General features: G+C 67.5%; 16 protein-coding genes. 14 read left to right on the forward strand and 2 right to left on the reverse strand.

Annotation, left to right across the window (positions count from 1 at the left end; all coding sequences use genetic code 11):
- Nucleotides 1-38: 38 nt before the first annotated feature.
- The 14 genes from rpoE (at nucleotide 39) to ABD767_RS07195 (ending at nucleotide 13,270) form a co-directional block, all read left to right on the forward strand.
- A complete protein-coding gene (rpoE, locus tag ABD767_RS07130) occupies nucleotides 39-677 on the forward strand; it encodes an RNA polymerase sigma factor RpoE (protein ID WP_103044368.1) in 639 nt (212 codons plus the stop codon).
- 38 nt (nucleotides 678-715) lie between these two features.
- Nucleotides 716-1,378, forward strand: a complete 663-nt coding sequence (locus ABD767_RS07135; protein WP_344868992.1) for a sigma-E factor negative regulatory protein — start codon at nucleotides 716-718, stop codon at nucleotides 1,376-1,378.
- Between the two features lie 125 nt (nucleotides 1,379-1,503).
- Nucleotides 1,504-2,985, forward strand: coding sequence for a DegQ family serine endoprotease (locus ABD767_RS07140; protein WP_344869013.1), 1,482 nt, complete (start codon nucleotides 1,504-1,506; stop codon nucleotides 2,983-2,985).
- 242 nt (nucleotides 2,986-3,227) lie between these two features.
- Nucleotides 3,228-5,036: a translation elongation factor 4 gene (gene lepA / locus ABD767_RS07145; RefSeq protein ID WP_103044371.1), complete on the forward strand. Its 1,809-nt coding sequence runs from the start codon at nucleotides 3,228-3,230 to the stop codon at nucleotides 5,034-5,036.
- A gap of 4 nt (nucleotides 5,037-5,040) precedes the next feature.
- Nucleotides 5,041-6,015: a signal peptidase I gene (gene lepB / locus ABD767_RS07150; protein WP_103044372.1), complete on the forward strand. Its 975-nt coding sequence runs from the start codon at nucleotides 5,041-5,043 to the stop codon at nucleotides 6,013-6,015.
- Between the two features lie 27 nt (nucleotides 6,016-6,042).
- Nucleotides 6,043-6,411 carry a DUF4845 domain-containing protein gene (locus tag ABD767_RS07155; protein ID WP_103044373.1) on the forward strand — a complete coding sequence of 123 codons (369 nt, stop codon included), beginning with the start codon at nucleotides 6,043-6,045 and terminating at the stop codon, nucleotides 6,409-6,411.
- A gap of 11 nt (nucleotides 6,412-6,422) precedes the next feature.
- Nucleotides 6,423-7,109, forward strand: coding sequence for a ribonuclease III (gene rnc / locus ABD767_RS07160; RefSeq protein ID WP_103044374.1), 687 nt, complete (start codon nucleotides 6,423-6,425; stop codon nucleotides 7,107-7,109).
- The gene (era, locus tag ABD767_RS07165) at nucleotides 7,106-8,158 is read left to right on the forward strand and encodes a GTPase Era (protein WP_103044375.1); all 1,053 of its coding nucleotides are present in this window, start codon (nucleotides 7,106-7,108) and stop codon (nucleotides 8,156-8,158) included. Before rnc ends, era begins: the two co-directional genes overlap by 4 nt.
- A gap of 228 nt (nucleotides 8,159-8,386) precedes the next feature.
- A complete protein-coding gene (gene recO, locus ABD767_RS07170) occupies nucleotides 8,387-9,157 on the forward strand; it encodes a recombination protein O N-terminal domain-containing protein (RefSeq protein WP_103044376.1) in 771 nt (256 codons plus the stop codon).
- On the forward strand, nucleotides 9,154-9,924 hold the full coding sequence (locus ABD767_RS07175; RefSeq protein ID WP_103044377.1) for a pyridoxine 5'-phosphate synthase: 771 nt from the start codon (nucleotides 9,154-9,156) through the stop codon (nucleotides 9,922-9,924). Before recO ends, ABD767_RS07175 begins: the two co-directional genes overlap by 4 nt.
- A 36-nt stretch (nucleotides 9,925-9,960) precedes the next feature.
- Complete coding sequence (gene acpS / locus ABD767_RS07180; RefSeq protein WP_103044378.1) at nucleotides 9,961-10,353, forward strand: holo-ACP synthase; 393 nt, start codon at nucleotides 9,961-9,963, stop codon at nucleotides 10,351-10,353.
- 34 nt (nucleotides 10,354-10,387) lie between these two features.
- Complete coding sequence (nagZ, locus tag ABD767_RS07185) at nucleotides 10,388-11,488, forward strand: beta-N-acetylhexosaminidase (RefSeq protein WP_344868998.1); 1,101 nt, start codon at nucleotides 10,388-10,390, stop codon at nucleotides 11,486-11,488.
- 2 nt (nucleotides 11,489-11,490) lie between these two features.
- Nucleotides 11,491-12,546: a 6-phosphofructokinase gene (locus ABD767_RS07190; RefSeq protein WP_344869017.1), complete on the forward strand. Its 1,056-nt coding sequence runs from the start codon at nucleotides 11,491-11,493 to the stop codon at nucleotides 12,544-12,546.
- A 139-nt stretch (nucleotides 12,547-12,685) separates the two neighbouring features.
- Nucleotides 12,686-13,270, forward strand: coding sequence for a Uma2 family endonuclease (locus ABD767_RS07195; protein ID WP_344869000.1), 585 nt, complete (start codon nucleotides 12,686-12,688; stop codon nucleotides 13,268-13,270).
- A 497-nt stretch (nucleotides 13,271-13,767) separates the two neighbouring features.
- On the opposite strand, the gene ABD767_RS07200 is transcribed toward ABD767_RS07195, so the two are convergent.
- Both ABD767_RS07200 and ABD767_RS07205 read right to left on the reverse strand, forming a co-directional pair.
- A complete protein-coding gene (locus ABD767_RS07200) occupies nucleotides 13,768-14,835 on the reverse strand; it encodes a serine hydrolase domain-containing protein (protein ID WP_344869002.1) in 1,068 nt (355 codons plus the stop codon).
- A 150-nt stretch (nucleotides 14,836-14,985) separates the two neighbouring features.
- On the reverse strand, nucleotides 14,986-15,357 hold the full coding sequence (locus tag ABD767_RS07205) for a pilin (RefSeq protein ID WP_344869004.1): 372 nt from the start codon (nucleotides 15,355-15,357) through the stop codon (nucleotides 14,986-14,988).
- Nucleotides 15,358-15,484: the final 127 nt, after the last annotated feature.

Here is a 15,484-nt window from a genome sequence, read left to right on the forward strand (position 1 = left end):
CCAGCCCGCGTGCCTGGGCCACGTGCCAGGGGAGGCGCATGACATCTCCGGTGACGGCAAAGCCCGCACCGGCCGATCTGGGCGACACCGTATTGGTGCAGCGCGCGGTGGCCGGCGACCAGCGCGCCTTTGAGCTGCTGGTGATCAAGTACCAGCGCCGGGTCGAACGCCTGGTGGCGCGCATGGTGCGCGACGTCGACCTGGTGCCAGACATCACGCAAGAGACGTTTCTGCGCGCCTGGCGTGCACTGCACCAGTTTCGCGGCGAGGCGCAGTTCTACACCTGGCTGTACCGCATCGCGGTCAACACGGTCAAGAAGACCCTGCTCGACCTCAAGCGCAACCCGGTGATCACCGAAAGCGCGCTGCGCGGCGGCGACAAGGAAGATGATGAAACTTCTGTCGTCGAACGTGAACTAATCAGCGATGAAACGCCGGAGACAGTTCTGGCGGCGCAGGAGATCGCAGCGGCGGTCAACGCGGCAATGCAGGATCTGCCCGAGGAATTGCGCCAGGCGGTGACGCTGCGCGAGATCGAAGGGCTGAGCTATGACGAGATTGCCACGGTGATGGAATGCCCCATCGGCACCGTTCGCTCGCGCATCTTTCGCGCCCGCGAGGCGATCTCGGCAAGGGTCAGGCCACTGCTGCAGCAGCAGTCGGGCAAGCGGTGGTGAGGCGAGGTATGGACGACGAGCACAAGGCGGGTAGTGCAATGGACAACGAAGCAGTGGTGCGCGAGCAGCTGTCGGCATGGCTGGACGGCGAGACGCAGGAAGTGGGCAGAGGCGCATCGCTCGATGCGCTGCTGGACTATGCGCTTTCCGATCCGGGACGGCAGTCCTGCCAGGCCTACCAGGCCATTGGCGACGTGCTGCGCCAATCGCGCCCGCGCGCCGTGCAGGACGGACTGCTGCTGCAGCGCCTGCGCACGCAGCTGGCCGAGGAGCCGTCACCCGCGCTGCGGCTTCGGCAGGCCGCGCTGCAGCAGGTGGCGCCGCAGCATGCCCACGAAGACCGCGCGGCCAATGCCGCCGTGTGGCGCTGGCGCGCGGTGGCGGGCGTCGCGTCGGTGGTGGCGGTCTCCACGCTGGCGTGGAACCTGCTTGGCAGCGCAGAGCCTGCGGGCCAGGGGCGGCAACTGGCAAGCAGCACGCTGTCCATGCCGGCGCTGGTGATGGCGACGGCGGGCAGCTCCGCCTTGCCGGCCGATCCGGTCATGATCCGCGACCCGCGCCTCGATGAGCTGATGGCCGGCTACCGGCAATACGGCAGCACCACGGCCTTGCAGATGCCGGCGCGCTTCTTGCGCAATGCCTCGATGGGCGTGCCGGCGGCGCCGCCGCGCAGGGATGCGCCGGTGGCCGCGCAAAAATAAGCCGCTTTCCCTTTCCCCTTTTCGCCCGATCGCGCCGCCGGTCTGGCACCATGCCCTTCAACGCCTTGCCGCCTAACTGGGCGGGCTCACCATTGACAGGACGACGAATGAGCTCTTTGCGCGCAATGCCGCACTCGACAAATACCCCCTGGCGCAGCCGCCTTGCGGTGGCCGCGCTGGCCCTGGCCGCAGGCAGCACCTGGCTGGCTGCCCCGGCGGCGCATGCGCAGCCCGCGCAGGCCACGGAGCCGGCACCCCTGGTGGTGCGCGGACTGCCCGACTTCACGCAGCTGGTCGACCTGGTCGGCCCCTCGGTGGTCAACATCCGCACGATGGAGAAGGTGTCCACCCGCCAAGGCTATAGCGGCATGGACGAGGACATGCTGGAGTTCTTCCGGCGCTTTGGCCTGCCGGTGCCCAACATGCCGCGCCGCCAGGGGCCGGGCGAGGGGCCGTCGCAGGCGCAGCCCAGCGGCGTGGGCTCGGGTTTCATACTGACTGCCGACGGCTACGTCATGACCAATGCGCACGTAGTGGAAGACGCCGACGAGGTGCTCGTCACGCTGACCGACAAGCGCGAGTTCAAGGCCAAGATCATCGGGGCGGACAAGCGCACCGACGTCGCCGTCGTCAAGATCGACGCCACTGGCCTGCCCGCTGTCAAGGTGGGCGACGTCAACCGGCTCAAGGTCGGCGAGTGGGTCATGGCCATCGGCTCGCCCTTCGGCCTGGAGAACACCGTCACGGCCGGCATCGTCAGCGCCAAGCAGCGCGACACCGGCGACTACCTGCCCTTCATCCAGACCGACGTGGCGATCAACCCGGGCAACTCGGGCGGGCCGCTGATCAACATGCGCGGCGAGGTCGTCGGCATCAACAGCCAGATCTATTCGCGCTCGGGCGGCTTCATGGGCATTTCGTTCGCCATCCCGATCGACGAGGCGGTGCGCGTGAGCGACCAGCTGCGCGCCACCGGGCGCGTGACGCGCGGACGCATCGGCGTGCAGATCGGCCCGCTGTCCAAGGACGTGGCCGAATCGATCGGCCTTGGCAAGACCCAGGGCGTGCTGGTATCGGCGGTCGAGGCCGACTCGCCCGCCGACAAGGCCGGCGTGCAGCCCGGCGACGTGATCACGCGCTTCGACGGCAAAGCCATCGACAAGGTCGCCGACCTGCCGCGCCTGGTGGGCAACACCAAGCCGGGCAGCCACAGCACGCTCACCGTGCTGCGCCGGGGCAAGACGCTGGATCTGCCCGTGACGATCGGCGAGGTCGAGCCCGACGAGCGCACCGCCGCCGGCCCGGCCGAAGAGGCTGCGCCCTCGGCCACCGCGCAGCAGCTGGGCCTGACCGTCGAGAACCTGAGCGCCGCCAAGAAGAAAGAGCTCAACCTGAAGCAGGGCGTGCGCATCGTCTCCGCCAACGCGGCGGCCGCGCGCGCCGGGCTGCAGGAGGACGACGTGATCCTGGCACTGGCCAACACCGAGGTGGCCAACATCAAGGACTTCGAGGCCGCGCTGGCCAAGGTGGACAAGACCAAGCCGGTCAACGTGCTGGTGCGCCGCGGCGAGTGGACGCAGTACGTGCTGATCCGCCCGGCGCGCTGAGGACTGCCGACGCAAGGGGATTGGCGCCGCCGCCCGGCGGGCGCGCCCTAGAATGCCGGGTTCGCCATTTTGCGCAAACACTGCGGCGCGCGGCCTGGCCGGCGCATCCGGAGCGCCCACTACAATGGGCGCCCAGCGATCACAGTTGCCACGGCCTGTTGGCTGCAGGGCGCGTCACATGACGGACGCGCCCTTTTTGTTGAGCGGGCCGGGCACCACCTATTTTTCTGACGTTGACGTCGATGAACCACATCCGTAATTTTTCGATCATTGCGCACATTGATCACGGCAAATCCACGCTGGCCGACCGCATCATCCAGCGCTGCGGCGGCCTGACCGAGCGCGAGATGCAGTCCCAGGTGCTCGACTCGATGGACATCGAGAAGGAGCGCGGCATCACCATCAAGGCGCAGACTGCGGCGCTGTCGTACAAGGCGCGCGACGGCCAGGTCTACAACCTCAACCTGATCGACACGCCCGGCCACGTCGATTTCTCCTACGAGGTGAGCCGCTCGCTGTCGGCCTGCGAGGGCGCGCTGCTGGTGGTCGACGCCAGCCAGGGCGTCGAGGCGCAGACCGTGGCCAACTGCTACACCGCGCTCGACCTGGGCGTCGAGGTGCTGCCGGTGCTCAACAAGATGGATTTGCCGCAGGCCGATCCCGAGAACGCCAAGGCCGAGATCGAGGACGTGATCGGCATCGACGCGGGCGAGGCGATCGCCATCTCGGCCAAGACCGGCATGGGCATCGACGACGTGCTCGAACAAATCGTCGCCAAGGTGCCGGCGCCGCGCGGCAAGCCTGACGCGCCGCTGCGCGCGATGATCATCGACAGCTGGTTTGACGCCTACGTCGGCGTGGTCATGCTGGTGCGCGTGGTCGACGGCACGCTCAAGAAGGGCGAGCGCTTCAAGATGATGGCCAGCGGCGCTGCCTACGACGCCAACCAGCTCGGCGTGTTCACCCCCGCCACGGTGCAGCGCGAGGCACTTCACGCAGGCGAGGTGGGCTTCATCATCGCCGGCATCAAGGAGCTCAAGGCCGCCAAGGTGGGCGACACCATCACGCTGGAGAAAAAGCTGCCCAACAACCTGGGCCCGGCCAGCGAGGCGCTGCCCGGCTTCAAGGAGATCCAGCCCCAGGTGTTCGCCGGGCTGTACCCGACCGAGGCCAACCAGTACGACCAGCTGCGCGACGCGCTGGAGAAGCTGCAGCTCAACGACGCCTCGCTGCACTTCGAGCCCGAGGTCTCGCAGGCGCTGGGCTTTGGCTTTCGCTGCGGCTTCCTTGGCCTGCTGCACATGGAGATCGTGCAGGAGCGCCTGGAGCGCGAGTTCGACCAGGACCTGATCACCACTGCGCCCAGCGTGGTCTACGAGGTGCTCAAGGCCGACGGCGAGCTGATCCAGGTGGAGAACCCGTCCAAGATGCCCGACCAGGGCAAGATCGAGGAGGTGCGCGAGCCCATCGTCACGGTGCACCTGTACATGCCGCAGGACTACGTGGGCCCGGTGATGACGCTGGCCAACCAGAAGCGCGGCGTGCAGATGAACATGCAGTACCACGGCCGCCAGGTCATGCTGACCTACGAAATGCCGCTGGGCGAGATCGTGCTGGACTTCTTCGACAAGCTCAAATCGGTCAGCCGCGGCTATGCGTCGATGGACTACGAGTTCAAGGAATACCGCGCCTCCGACGTGGTCAAGGTCGACATCCTGCTCAACGGCGAGAAGGTCGACGCGCTGTCCATCATCGTGCACCGCAGCCAGGCGCAGTTTCGCGGCCGCGCCGTGGCCGCGAAGATGCGCGAGATCATCAGCCGCCAGATGTTCGACGTGGCGATCCAGGCGGCCATCGGTGCCAACGTCATCGCGCGCGAGACCATCAAGGCGCTGCGCAAGAACGTGCTGGCCAAGTGCTACGGCGGCGACATCTCGCGCAAACGCAAGCTGCTGGAGAAGCAGAAGGCCGGCAAGAAGCGCATGAAGCAGATCGGCTCGGTGGAAGTGCCGCAGGAGGCGTTCCTGGCCATCCTGCAAGTGGAGGACTGAACGCATGCAGCTCATGCAAACCATCACGGCGGCCGTACTGGCCGCTTTTGCCGGCTACGTAGCCGCCTGGTATTTCGGCGCGCTGGAGGGCGACTTCGCGCTGCTGCTGTTCCTGGCCACCGTGGTCACCGGCGCCTACTGGCTGGCCGAGCGGCTGTACTTTTTGCCGCGCCGCCGCCGCGCCGCCCAGGCGCTCGAAGAGTCCGCCGCCCAGCGCAGCGCCGAGCTGGGCCGCATGGGTATCGAGAAGGTCGACACCGACGTCAGCGAAGCCAAGGGCCGCATCCTGATGCAGCCCTGGTGGCTGGACTGGACGGCCGGTCTGTTCCCCGTGATCTGCGGCGTGTTCCTGCTGCGCTCGTTTCTGTTCGAACCGTTCAAGATCCCGTCGGGATCGATGATTCCGACGCTGCTCGTCGGCGATCTCATCCTGGTCAACAAATTCACCTACGGCATCCGCCTGCCGGTGCTGGGCACCAAGGTCACCGAGGGCAACGCACCGCAGCGCGGCGACGTGATGGTGTTTCGCTACCCGCCCCAGCCCAGCATGGACTACATCAAGCGCGTCGTCGGCGTGCCGGGCGACGAGGTGGCCTACCTGAACAAGAAGCTGACGATCAACGGCCAGGAAGTGCACACCAGCGCACTGCCCGACTTCTTCGAGGCGGACGCGATGCGCTACTTCCAGCAGCAGCAGGAGCAGCTGGGAGAGCACTCGCACCGCATCATCATCAACCCCGACGTTCCCGCCTTCGTGCAGGGCGCCAGCCAGTTCCCGTTTCTCGACCACTGCCTCTACAGCGTCGAGGGCGTAGTCTGCAAAGTGCCCGAAGGACAGTACTTCATGATGGGTGACAATCGGGACAATTCCCTGGATTCGCGCTATTGGGGCTTTGTGCCCGATGCCAATATCGTCGGCAAGGCGTTTTTCGTCTGGATGAATTTTTCCGACCTCAAGCGCATCGGCCCGTTCAACTGAAGCAGCAAGACAAGGAGTCGCCCAAGCATGCAGCCCTCCCAACGCACCACGGCCCGCGCGCGCCAGCGCGGCCTGTCCTTCATCGGCGTGATCCTGTTCGGCGCGGTGGCCGTCGCGGCATTTGCCATCGGCGCGCAGTCGGTGCCCATCTTCATGGAGTACGGTGCAATCAAGAAGGCCGCGCGCAAGGCCTCCGGCGAGGGCGACACGGTGGCGCAGATCCGCGCGTCGTTCGACCGCTCCGCGCAGATCGACGACTTCACCTCGGTCACCGGCCGCGACCTGGAGATCACCAAGCACAACGACCGCGTGATCGTCTCGTTCAACTACGAGCGCGAAGTCCCGCTGTTCGGCCCGGCCTACCTCGTCTACCGTTTCCAGGACTCCACCCGCTGACCGCGCCTGCCGTGCCCGCCTCCGACCTCGACGCGCTGCAACAGCGCCTGCACCACCGGTTTGCCAACCCCGCGCTGCTGCAGCGCGCGCTGACCCACCGCAGCTTTGGAGCGGACCACAACGAGCGGCTGGAATTCCTGGGTGACTCGGTGCTGGGGCTGGCCGTCTCGGCCATGCTGTTCTCGCGCCGGCGCGACCTGCCCGAGGGCGAGCTCTCGCGCGTGCGCGCCCACCTGGTCAAGCAGGATTCGCTGCACCGCATCGCGCTGGTGCTGCAGCTGCCCGACCTGCTGCGCCTGGGCGAGGGCGAGAGTCATTCCGGCGGGCGCAAGCGCCCGTCCATCCTGGCCGACGCGCTCGAAGCCGTGATCGGCGCCGTCTACCTGGACGCCGGCTACGAAGTCGCGCAGGCGCTGGTGCTGCGGCTCTTCGAGGGCGTGGAGCTCACCCCCCAGCTGCAGGCCGCTGCAAAGGACGCCAAGACGCGCTTGCAGGAGTGGCTGCAGGGACGCAAGATGAAACTGCCCGCCTACCAGGTGCTGGACATCGGCGGCGCGGCGCACAACCAGGTTTTTCACGTGCAATGCACCATTGCCGAGCGCGGCCTGCAGGCGCAAGGCCGTGGCGTCTCGCGCCGGGCAGCGGAGCAGCAAGCCGCCCAGGCCCTGTTGGCCCAACTGACACAGACACGACCATGACCGCTACCGACCCCGGCCCCCAGGGCCAACCCGACGCCAGTGGCGCGCCTGCCCCGCAAAACGATGCCTTCGGCGACGACCTGCAGGCCATGCTGGAGGCCGCCGGCCTGGGCCGCTCCCCGGCCGCCGCGCAGGCGGGCGAGCCCGCCGCCAGCGGCCAGCGCTGCGGGCTGGTCGCCATCGTCGGCAAGCCCAACGTCGGCAAATCCACGCTGATGAACGCGCTGGTGGGCCAGAAAATATCGATCACCAGCCGCAAGGCGCAGACCACGCGCCATCGCATCACGGGCATCCGCACGCGCGGGCAGACCCAGTTCGTGTTCGTCGACACGCCGGGTTTCCAGACCAAGCACTCCACCGCGCTCAACAAGTCGCTGAACAAGACCGTGATGGGCGCTATCGGCGACGTCGACCTGATCCTGTTCGTCGTCGAGGCCGGCAGCTTCACGCTGGCCGACGCCAAGGTGCTGTCGCTGTTCAAGCCCGGAATTCCCACGCTCCTGATCGCCAACAAACTCGACGCCATCCACCGCCGCGCCGAGATTGCGCCCTGGCTCAAAAGCATGCAGGAGCGGCACCCGTTCGCCGAGTTCGTACCGATGTCGGCCAAGAACAAGGGCGACATCGAGCGCCTGTACGGCATCTGCGAGAAATACCTGCCCGAGCAGCCCTGGTGGTACGCTGAGGACGAGCTGACCGACCGCAGCGAGAAATTTCTCGCCAGCGAGACCGTGCGCGAAAAACTGTTTCGCTTCACCGGCGACGAACTGCCCTACACCTCCACCGTCGTCATCGACCAGTTCATCGAAGAGAAAAGCAAGCAGCACAAGCGCTTCGTGCGCATCGCGGCCACCATCGTCGTCGAGCGCGACAGCCACAAGGCCATGGTGATTGGCGAGAAGGGCGAGAAATTGAAGCGCATCAGCACCGAAGCGCGCCAGGCGCTGGAAAAGCTGCTGGACGCCAAGGTGTTCCTCGAAGTCTGGGTCAAGGTGCGCTCGGGCTGGGCCGACGACGAAGCGCGGGTGCGCAGTTTTGGTTATGAGTGAAGCGGCTGCTTGCGCTTGGCTTGCCAGGCTCCTTCCCCCGCTGGGGGAAGGTTGGGATGGGGGCCCGAAGTGCAGGGCGGCATGGCGCGCTGGGAATGAACCGTCCGCCCCCGCCCCAGCCCCGGTGCTGACGGCGGGACGCCGCCGCTCTTCGGGTTGTCCAGTTGCGCGCAGGCGCAACTGGAGCCGTAGCCCTCAGCCCCAAAGGGGGAGGGGGTAGCAATCCCCATGGCCACGCGCCGCATTGCCGACGAGCCGGCCTTCATCCTGCACAGCTACGACTGGAGCGAATCCAGCCTGGTGCTGGACGCCTTCACGCGCCACTGGGGCAGGGTGGCGCTGGTGGCCAAGGGGGCGAAGAAGCCCACGTCCAACTTCCGCCCGGTGCTGCTGCCGCTGCAGCCGCTGCGCCTGGGCTGGGGCCTGGCGGGCGAGGTGGGGCAGGGCGACATCCACACCTTGAAAGGGGCGGAGTGGGCCGGCGGCCACGTGCTGCCCACGGGCGACGCGCTGCTGGCCGGCCTGTACCTCAACGAGCTGCTGCTGCGCCTGCTGGCGCGCGAAGACCCCAACGCGCCGCTGTTCGACCTGTACGCCGGCGTGGTGCGCGTGCTGGGCAGCGGCGCGCATGGCGACGTGCTGGAGCCCGTGCTGCGCAGCTTCGAGCTGCTGCTGCTGCGCGCCATCGGCCTGCTGCCCGCGCTGGACGTGCAGACGCTGACGCTTGCGCCACTGCAGCCGCAGGCGCGCTATGCGCTGATTGCCGAGATGGGCCTGAGCCCCGCCGCGGGCGAAGACCGCGCCGCGCTGACCGGCGCCCAGTGGCAGGCGCTGCACCAGGCGCTGGCGCAGGGGGACGGCGCTTTTGCCGCCGCCGTGCGCTGCGTGGCCCCGCTGGCGTTGCGGCTCAAGCCCCAATTGCGCCAGCTGCTGCAATACCATTGCGGCAGTCCGCTGCTGCGCACGCGCCAGCTCATGATCGACCTGCAATCGCTATGACCACCGTCCATCCCCGCACCGCACTGTCCATCAACGTCAACAAGGTTGCCCTGGTGAGGAACACCCGCCACCTGGGCATCCCCAGCGTCACGCGCGCGGCGCTGCTGTGCCTGCAGGCGGGCGCGCAGGGCATCACGGTGCACCCGCGCCCCGACGCACGCCACATCCGCGCGGGCGACGTGCATGAGATTGCCGAGCTGCTCAAGCAGTGGCCACAGGCCGAGTTCAACATCGAGGGCAATCCCACGCAGAACCTGATGGACTTCATCCGCCAGGTGCGCCCCAGCCAAGCAACCTTCGTGCCCGACAGCGAAGACCAGTTCACCAGCGACCACGGCTGGAGTTTTCCGCAGGACGCCGACCGCCTGCTCCCCCTGATCGCCGAATGCCGCGCGCTGGGCGTGCGCGTCAGCCTGTTCATGGATCCGGTGCCCGCGCAAATGGCCGGCGCCCGCGCCGTGGGGGCCGACCGCGTAGAGCTGTATACCGAACCCTACGCCGCCGCCTGGGGCACGCCCGAGCAGGGCGCCCAGCTGCGCCGCTACGTGGGTGCCGCGCAGGCCGCGCTGGACGCCGGCCTGGGCATCAACGCCGGCCACGACCTGAACCAGGACAACCTGGCCGACTTCGTCGCCGCCGTGCCCGGGCTGCTGGAGGTCTCCATCGGCCACGCCTTCGTCGCCGACGCGCTGGAGCTGGGCTACGAAGACGCGGTGCGCGCCTACCAGCGCTGCATCGATCAGGGCATGAGCGAGCGGGCCATCTGAGCCCGCCCGGCGCACCGCCCACCCAATGCAAACACCATGATCTACGGCATCGGAACCGACATCTGCGACATCCGCCGCATGCGCGAGACGCTGGAGCGCCACGGCGACCGCTTTGCCGAGCGCGTGCTGGCCGACGGCGAGCTGGCCACCTGGCGCGCACGCGGCCAGCGCTGGCCCGAGCGCGGCCTGCGCTACCTGGCCACGCGCTTCTCCGCCAAAGAGGCATTCTCCAAGGCCATCGGCCTGGGAATGCGCATGCCCATGACCTGGCGCAGCTGCGAAGTGGTCAACCTGCCCAGTGGCCAGCCCGCCATCGTGCTGCACGGCGCGCTCAAAGACTGGTGCGAGGAGCGCGGCCTGAGCGTCCACCTCTCCGTGACCGACGAGAGCGACTACGCGGCCAGCTTTTGCGTGGTCGAGCGCGACTGACGCGCGTCCCTCTTTCCCCCTTCACCGAATCGACATGATTGAGCACTCCCCCCTGATCATCGACGTCGCCGGCACCCGGCTCACCGACACCGACCGCCAGCGCCTGGCGCATCCCCTGGTGGGCGGCGTCATCCTGTTTGCCCGCAACTGGCACAACCGCGCGCAGCTGCTGCAGCTGACCGCCGACATCAAGCAGGTGCGTGAAGACCTGCTCATCTGCGTCGACCACGAAGGCGGGCGCGTGCAGCGCTTCAGGAGCGACGGCTTCACCCAGCTGCCGCCCATGCGCGCGCTGGGCCAGCTGTGGCTGCAGGACGGCAAGGCGGGTGAGGGCAGCGGTGCGCTGCGCGCCATGCAGGCGGCCACGGCGGCCGGCTACGTGCTGGGCGCCGAGCTGCGCGCCTGCGGCGTGGACTTCTCCTTCACCCCGGTGCTCGACCTGGACTGGGCCGGCGACGGCGGCGCCTCGCGCAGCAGCGTGATTGGCGAGCGCGCCTTTGGCGGCGACCCGCGCGTCGTCGCGCTGCTGGCGCGCGCGCTGATGCAGGGGCTGCTGCAGGCCGGCATGGCCAACTGCGGCAAGCACTTTCCGGGCCACGGCTTCGTCGCCGCCGACTCGCACACCGAGGTGCCGGTGGATCGGCGCAGCCTCAAGGCCATCCTGCAGGACGACGCCGCGCCCTATGCCTGGCTGAACAACGTCGTCACCAGCGTCATGCCCGCCCACGTCATCTACCCGCGCGTGGACAGCCGCCCGGCGGGCTTCTCGGCCAAATGGCTGCAAGACATTCTGCGCACCCGGCTGGGCTTTCAGGGCGCCATCTTCAGCGACGACCTGAGCATGGAGGGCGCGCGCCGCATCGACGGCGAACTGGTCAGCTACAGCACGGCCGCGGTGCACGCGCTGGCCGCCGGCTGCGACCTGGTGCTGCTGTGCAACCAGAGCCTGGACGGCGGCCACGCCGTCGACGCGCTGATAGCCGGCCTGCAGCAGGCGCAGGACGAGGGCCGCTGGCAGCCCAGCGCCGACGGCGAGGCGCGCCGCTGCGCGCTGCTGCCGCAAACCCTGCCGCTGGCCTGGGACGAGCTGATGCTGCACCCCGCCTACCTGCAGGCGCTGGAGCTGCTGCCATGACGCTGCGCGTGGGGCTGTTGACCGGCGGCGGCGACTGCCCGGGGCTCAACGCCGTCATCCGCGCGGTCACCAAGTCGCTGATCCACCACGGCCGCTGCGAGGTCTGGGGCATTGCCGACGGCTTCGAAGGCCTGATGGAGAGCGAGCCGCGCGTGCGCCGGCTGCGCTGGGAGGACGTCTCGGGCATCCTGCACGTCGGCGGCACCATGCTGGGCACCAGCAACAGCGCCAACCCGCTGCGCGACGCCGCCACCACCGAGCGCGTGGCCGGCCACGTGCGCGCGCTGGGGCTGCAGGTCATCGTCGCCATCGGCGGCGACGGCACCATGAGCCTGGCCAGCGGCCTGGCGGGCGCCACCGGCCTGGAGGTGGTGGGCGTGCCCAAGACCATCGACAACGACATTGCCCACTGCGAGCGCAGCTTTGGCTTTGACACCGCCGTTGCCACCGCCACCGACGCGCTGCACCGCATCGAGAGCACCGGCAGCAGCCACCACCGCGTGATGATCGTCGAGACCATGGGCCGCCATGCCGGCTGGCTGGCGCTGGAGGCCGGTATTGCCGGCGCGGCCGACGTCATCCTGCTGCCCGAGATCGACTACGACCTGGCCGCCATTGCCGCCCACTGCCGCGCGCGCGAGCAGCGCCAGCGCTACACCATCATCTGCATGGGCGAGGGCGCCAAGCCGCGCGGCGGCCAGCAGACCGTGCGCGAACACGTGGCGGGCAGCCCCGACCCGGTGCGCCTGGGCGGCGTGGCCCACGTGCTGCGCCAGCAGCTGCAGCCCCTGCTGGACAGCGAGGTGCGCGCCACCGTGCTGGGTCACGTGCAGCGCGGCGGCGACCCCACGCCGTTCGACCGCGTGCTGGCCACCCGCTATGGCCACCACGCGGCGCAGCTGGTACTTGAGCGGCGCTTTGGTCACATGGTCACGCTGCGGCATGGGCGCATCGCCAGCGTGCCCATCCGCCAGGTGGCCAATGTCCAGCGCACCGTGCCGCTGGATCACGAACTCGTCACCGCCGCGCGCGATATTGGCGTCTGCCTCGGTGTCTGACCTGGTATTTCCTCCTTCCCCCTCTGGGGGAAGGCTGGGATGGGGGCGGCGCCACATTCGCCCGCCTTTTGCGCGAGATCGTAAACACGTTCTGAGCGACTACCATGGAGGCATCTCGGCCCTTGCGCAAGGAAACCCAATGACCGCCACAGCCCAAGCCCACACCCCCCTGAGCGTCGCCCAATACCTTGAAGACGAGCAGCGCACCGACATTCGCCACGAATACCTGGCCGGCGAGATCGTCGCCATGGGCGGGGCCAGTGACCGGCATGGCCTGATTGCAGGGTCGCTGCATGCGCTGCTGCTGCCCCACGCCCGGCGCAAAGGCTGCCAGCTGTTCATCGCCGACATGAAGGTGCGCATAGAGCACGAAGGCGAAACCTGGTTTTACTACCCCGATCTGGTACTCGCCTGCAACCCGGCTGATCGAGCGTCGCCGTATTTCCGCAGCAACCCCTGCATGCTGGTCGAAGTCCTGTCGCCCAGCACCGAACAAATCGACACCCGCGAAAAACTTCTGGCCTACCGCCTCTTGCCCGACCTGCGCAGCTACCTGCTGCTGCGCCAAGACCGCGTGCAGGCCGACCTGTACCAGCGCGGCGCCGACGGCCGCTGGCAGCACCAGCGCCTGTTTTCGCTGGACGACCAGCTGGCGCTGGACTGCGTGGACGCCGCGCTCAGCCTGCGCGACGTCTATGCCGACGTGCCTGAGCTTTTGGCCTGACGGGTCAACCCATGCGAATCCGTGCCATCCGCCGCGACGCCGACTACCGCGTCGCGCTGGCTTGCGTGTAGGAGGCCCGCCCCGGGCCGATGGATGTGTGCCGGCCTTAATCGTGGCGAGGGCGCCGCTTCCACGAAACACCTCGTTGTGGGAGCGGCGCCCTCACCGCGATGACGGGCTGCCGCGCGTCGAGCGCACATGCAGACGGCACTGGCCCGCACACTATGCCGGCAAGATGCCGGCGCTCCCTTGAAGCGGCCGGCATCGCACCCTCTCCAAAACAAAACCCGTCATCCCAAAAGAAAACCCGTCACCCCGGCGAAGGCCGGGGTCCAGGGCCCCGTGGTGGCGCTACACCGCCAGCGGCAGCTCGGTGGTCGACAGCACGCTGCGCAGCACCATGAACGAGCGCATCTGGCGCACGCTGGCTGGCGATGGCGGTGGTTTGAGGCGGGGCCGGCGGCGCCCTCGCCGCGATGGATTTTCAGCCAGCGCCTTTACCGCGCCGCCAGCAGCGCCCGCTGAATCCGCTCCTGTGCCGCCGACAGCGGCCGCCCCTCGCCCGCGCCCAGCCAGACGATGAAATTGCCCGCCTCGTCCAGCGCAAACAGCGCCGCCATGCCGTACAGATAGCCGCCCTGCAGCCACAGCGGCTGGCCGTCCACCTCTACGCGGTTCAGAAAGCCGTCGTAGCAGCTGCCCTTGCGCCGCGCGTCGCAGGGCACGGCGTCGTCGCGCTGGCCCTGGGCCAGGGTCAGCAGCGGGCGGTGGTCCTGGATGAAGCGCGCCAGCCCTGCCGCGCTGCCGGTCAGCCCCATCGGCGCACGCACGGCGTGCCAGTCCAGGTGCTGCACGAAATCGGGGCCGTAAAAATTCTCATGCATGAAGTTGTATTGGACGGACGTGTCACGCCGCTCCAGCCAGTCCAGTCCGTAGCTTTCCAGATGCAAGCCTTGCTCCAGCGCCGTCCACAGGCTGCGGCCGTAATGCTTTTCATAGGCCACCGCTGCCAGGCAAAAATCCAGATTGTGGTAGGCAAAGCGCGCGCCGGGGGCGTAGTCCAGCCGGGTTTTTGACAGCTGCGCCACGTCATAGGGGCACCAGGGCCGGTGATCCATCTTGGTCATCGGATCAACGCTCTTGAGCCGGTCGAACCCAGCTGAATGGTTGAGCAGTTGGCGAACGCGGATGTCCGCTACGCGCGCGTCGGCATACGGCCCGCTCAACCCCAGCACCTGGACCAGCGGCGTGTCCAGCCAGCCGTCCGGCTGCGCGGCCTGCGGTGCCGCCATGCCCATGAAGCTGACGATCTTGCTCAGGCTGGCCAGCCGCATCGGCGTGTCCTGCGCCACGCGCGGGCTGACAAAGGGCTGGTCCTGCCAGCCGTTGACGCAGGCGGAGGCCTTGCCGTCCGCGGTGACGAAGGCCAGTTGGTTGGCCGGTGCGTCGTGCCGCACTGCCATGTCTTGCGCCAGCGTGCGCAGCCAGCGTGGCGCCTGGGCGTCGCAGCGGGTGGACCAGGCGGACAGATGGCCGATGACGGGGTAAACCCAGCGGCGAGCCATATTGCGGTCGGTTTCCCAGGCGAGCCAAGAGCTAAAAATAGCCGCAATCAATAGTGCGTAAAATAAATGTCGAAAGCTGAAGTGCATTTCATGAGACAAAAATAAAAGGCGCCCCAAGACGCCTTTTATTAGACTGCGGAAATATTAATCTCAAGGTTCGACGGGCGCGTCGGGGTTAGTGTCCGGTTCTGTCAAATCTTCTTTACAACCAGCAGGGCGGAATTTGGCGTCAATGCTGGTGCTGCAGGCCCAAGAACCATTGGCGTTACGCACCCACGCAAGAGTATCCTTGTTTTCTGCGCGGAGAGGTGCGGCTGCATTTTCTCCAAAGGTGGCAGTGATTGTGGCGGTAGCATCCGTAAGATTATAGGCAACAGTCAGGCCCTCTTGAAGCTTGCCGTCTTCACCCATTACGTCTCCAATCAAATTGCTGGCGGTCCAGGAGGATTCGCAATCCTCAAGTTCAACGCCGTCCATCATGCATGTTTCAACAGCAGTTTTGAGTGTGGCTGTTTCACTCATTAGTCCGCCCTGAACAACTCACAAGCCGTTGATCTGACTGGTGATTCTTCGGATTGATGGGTACACGATTTGCAAGGTATGGTTTTGCCAGTACCTGTTTTCTTGCAAATTTCTCCGAGGATTTGAA

Source organism: Comamonas faecalis, assembly GCF_039538025.1.
Classification (GTDB): domain Bacteria; phylum Pseudomonadota; class Gammaproteobacteria; order Burkholderiales; family Burkholderiaceae_C; genus Comamonas_C; species Comamonas_C faecalis.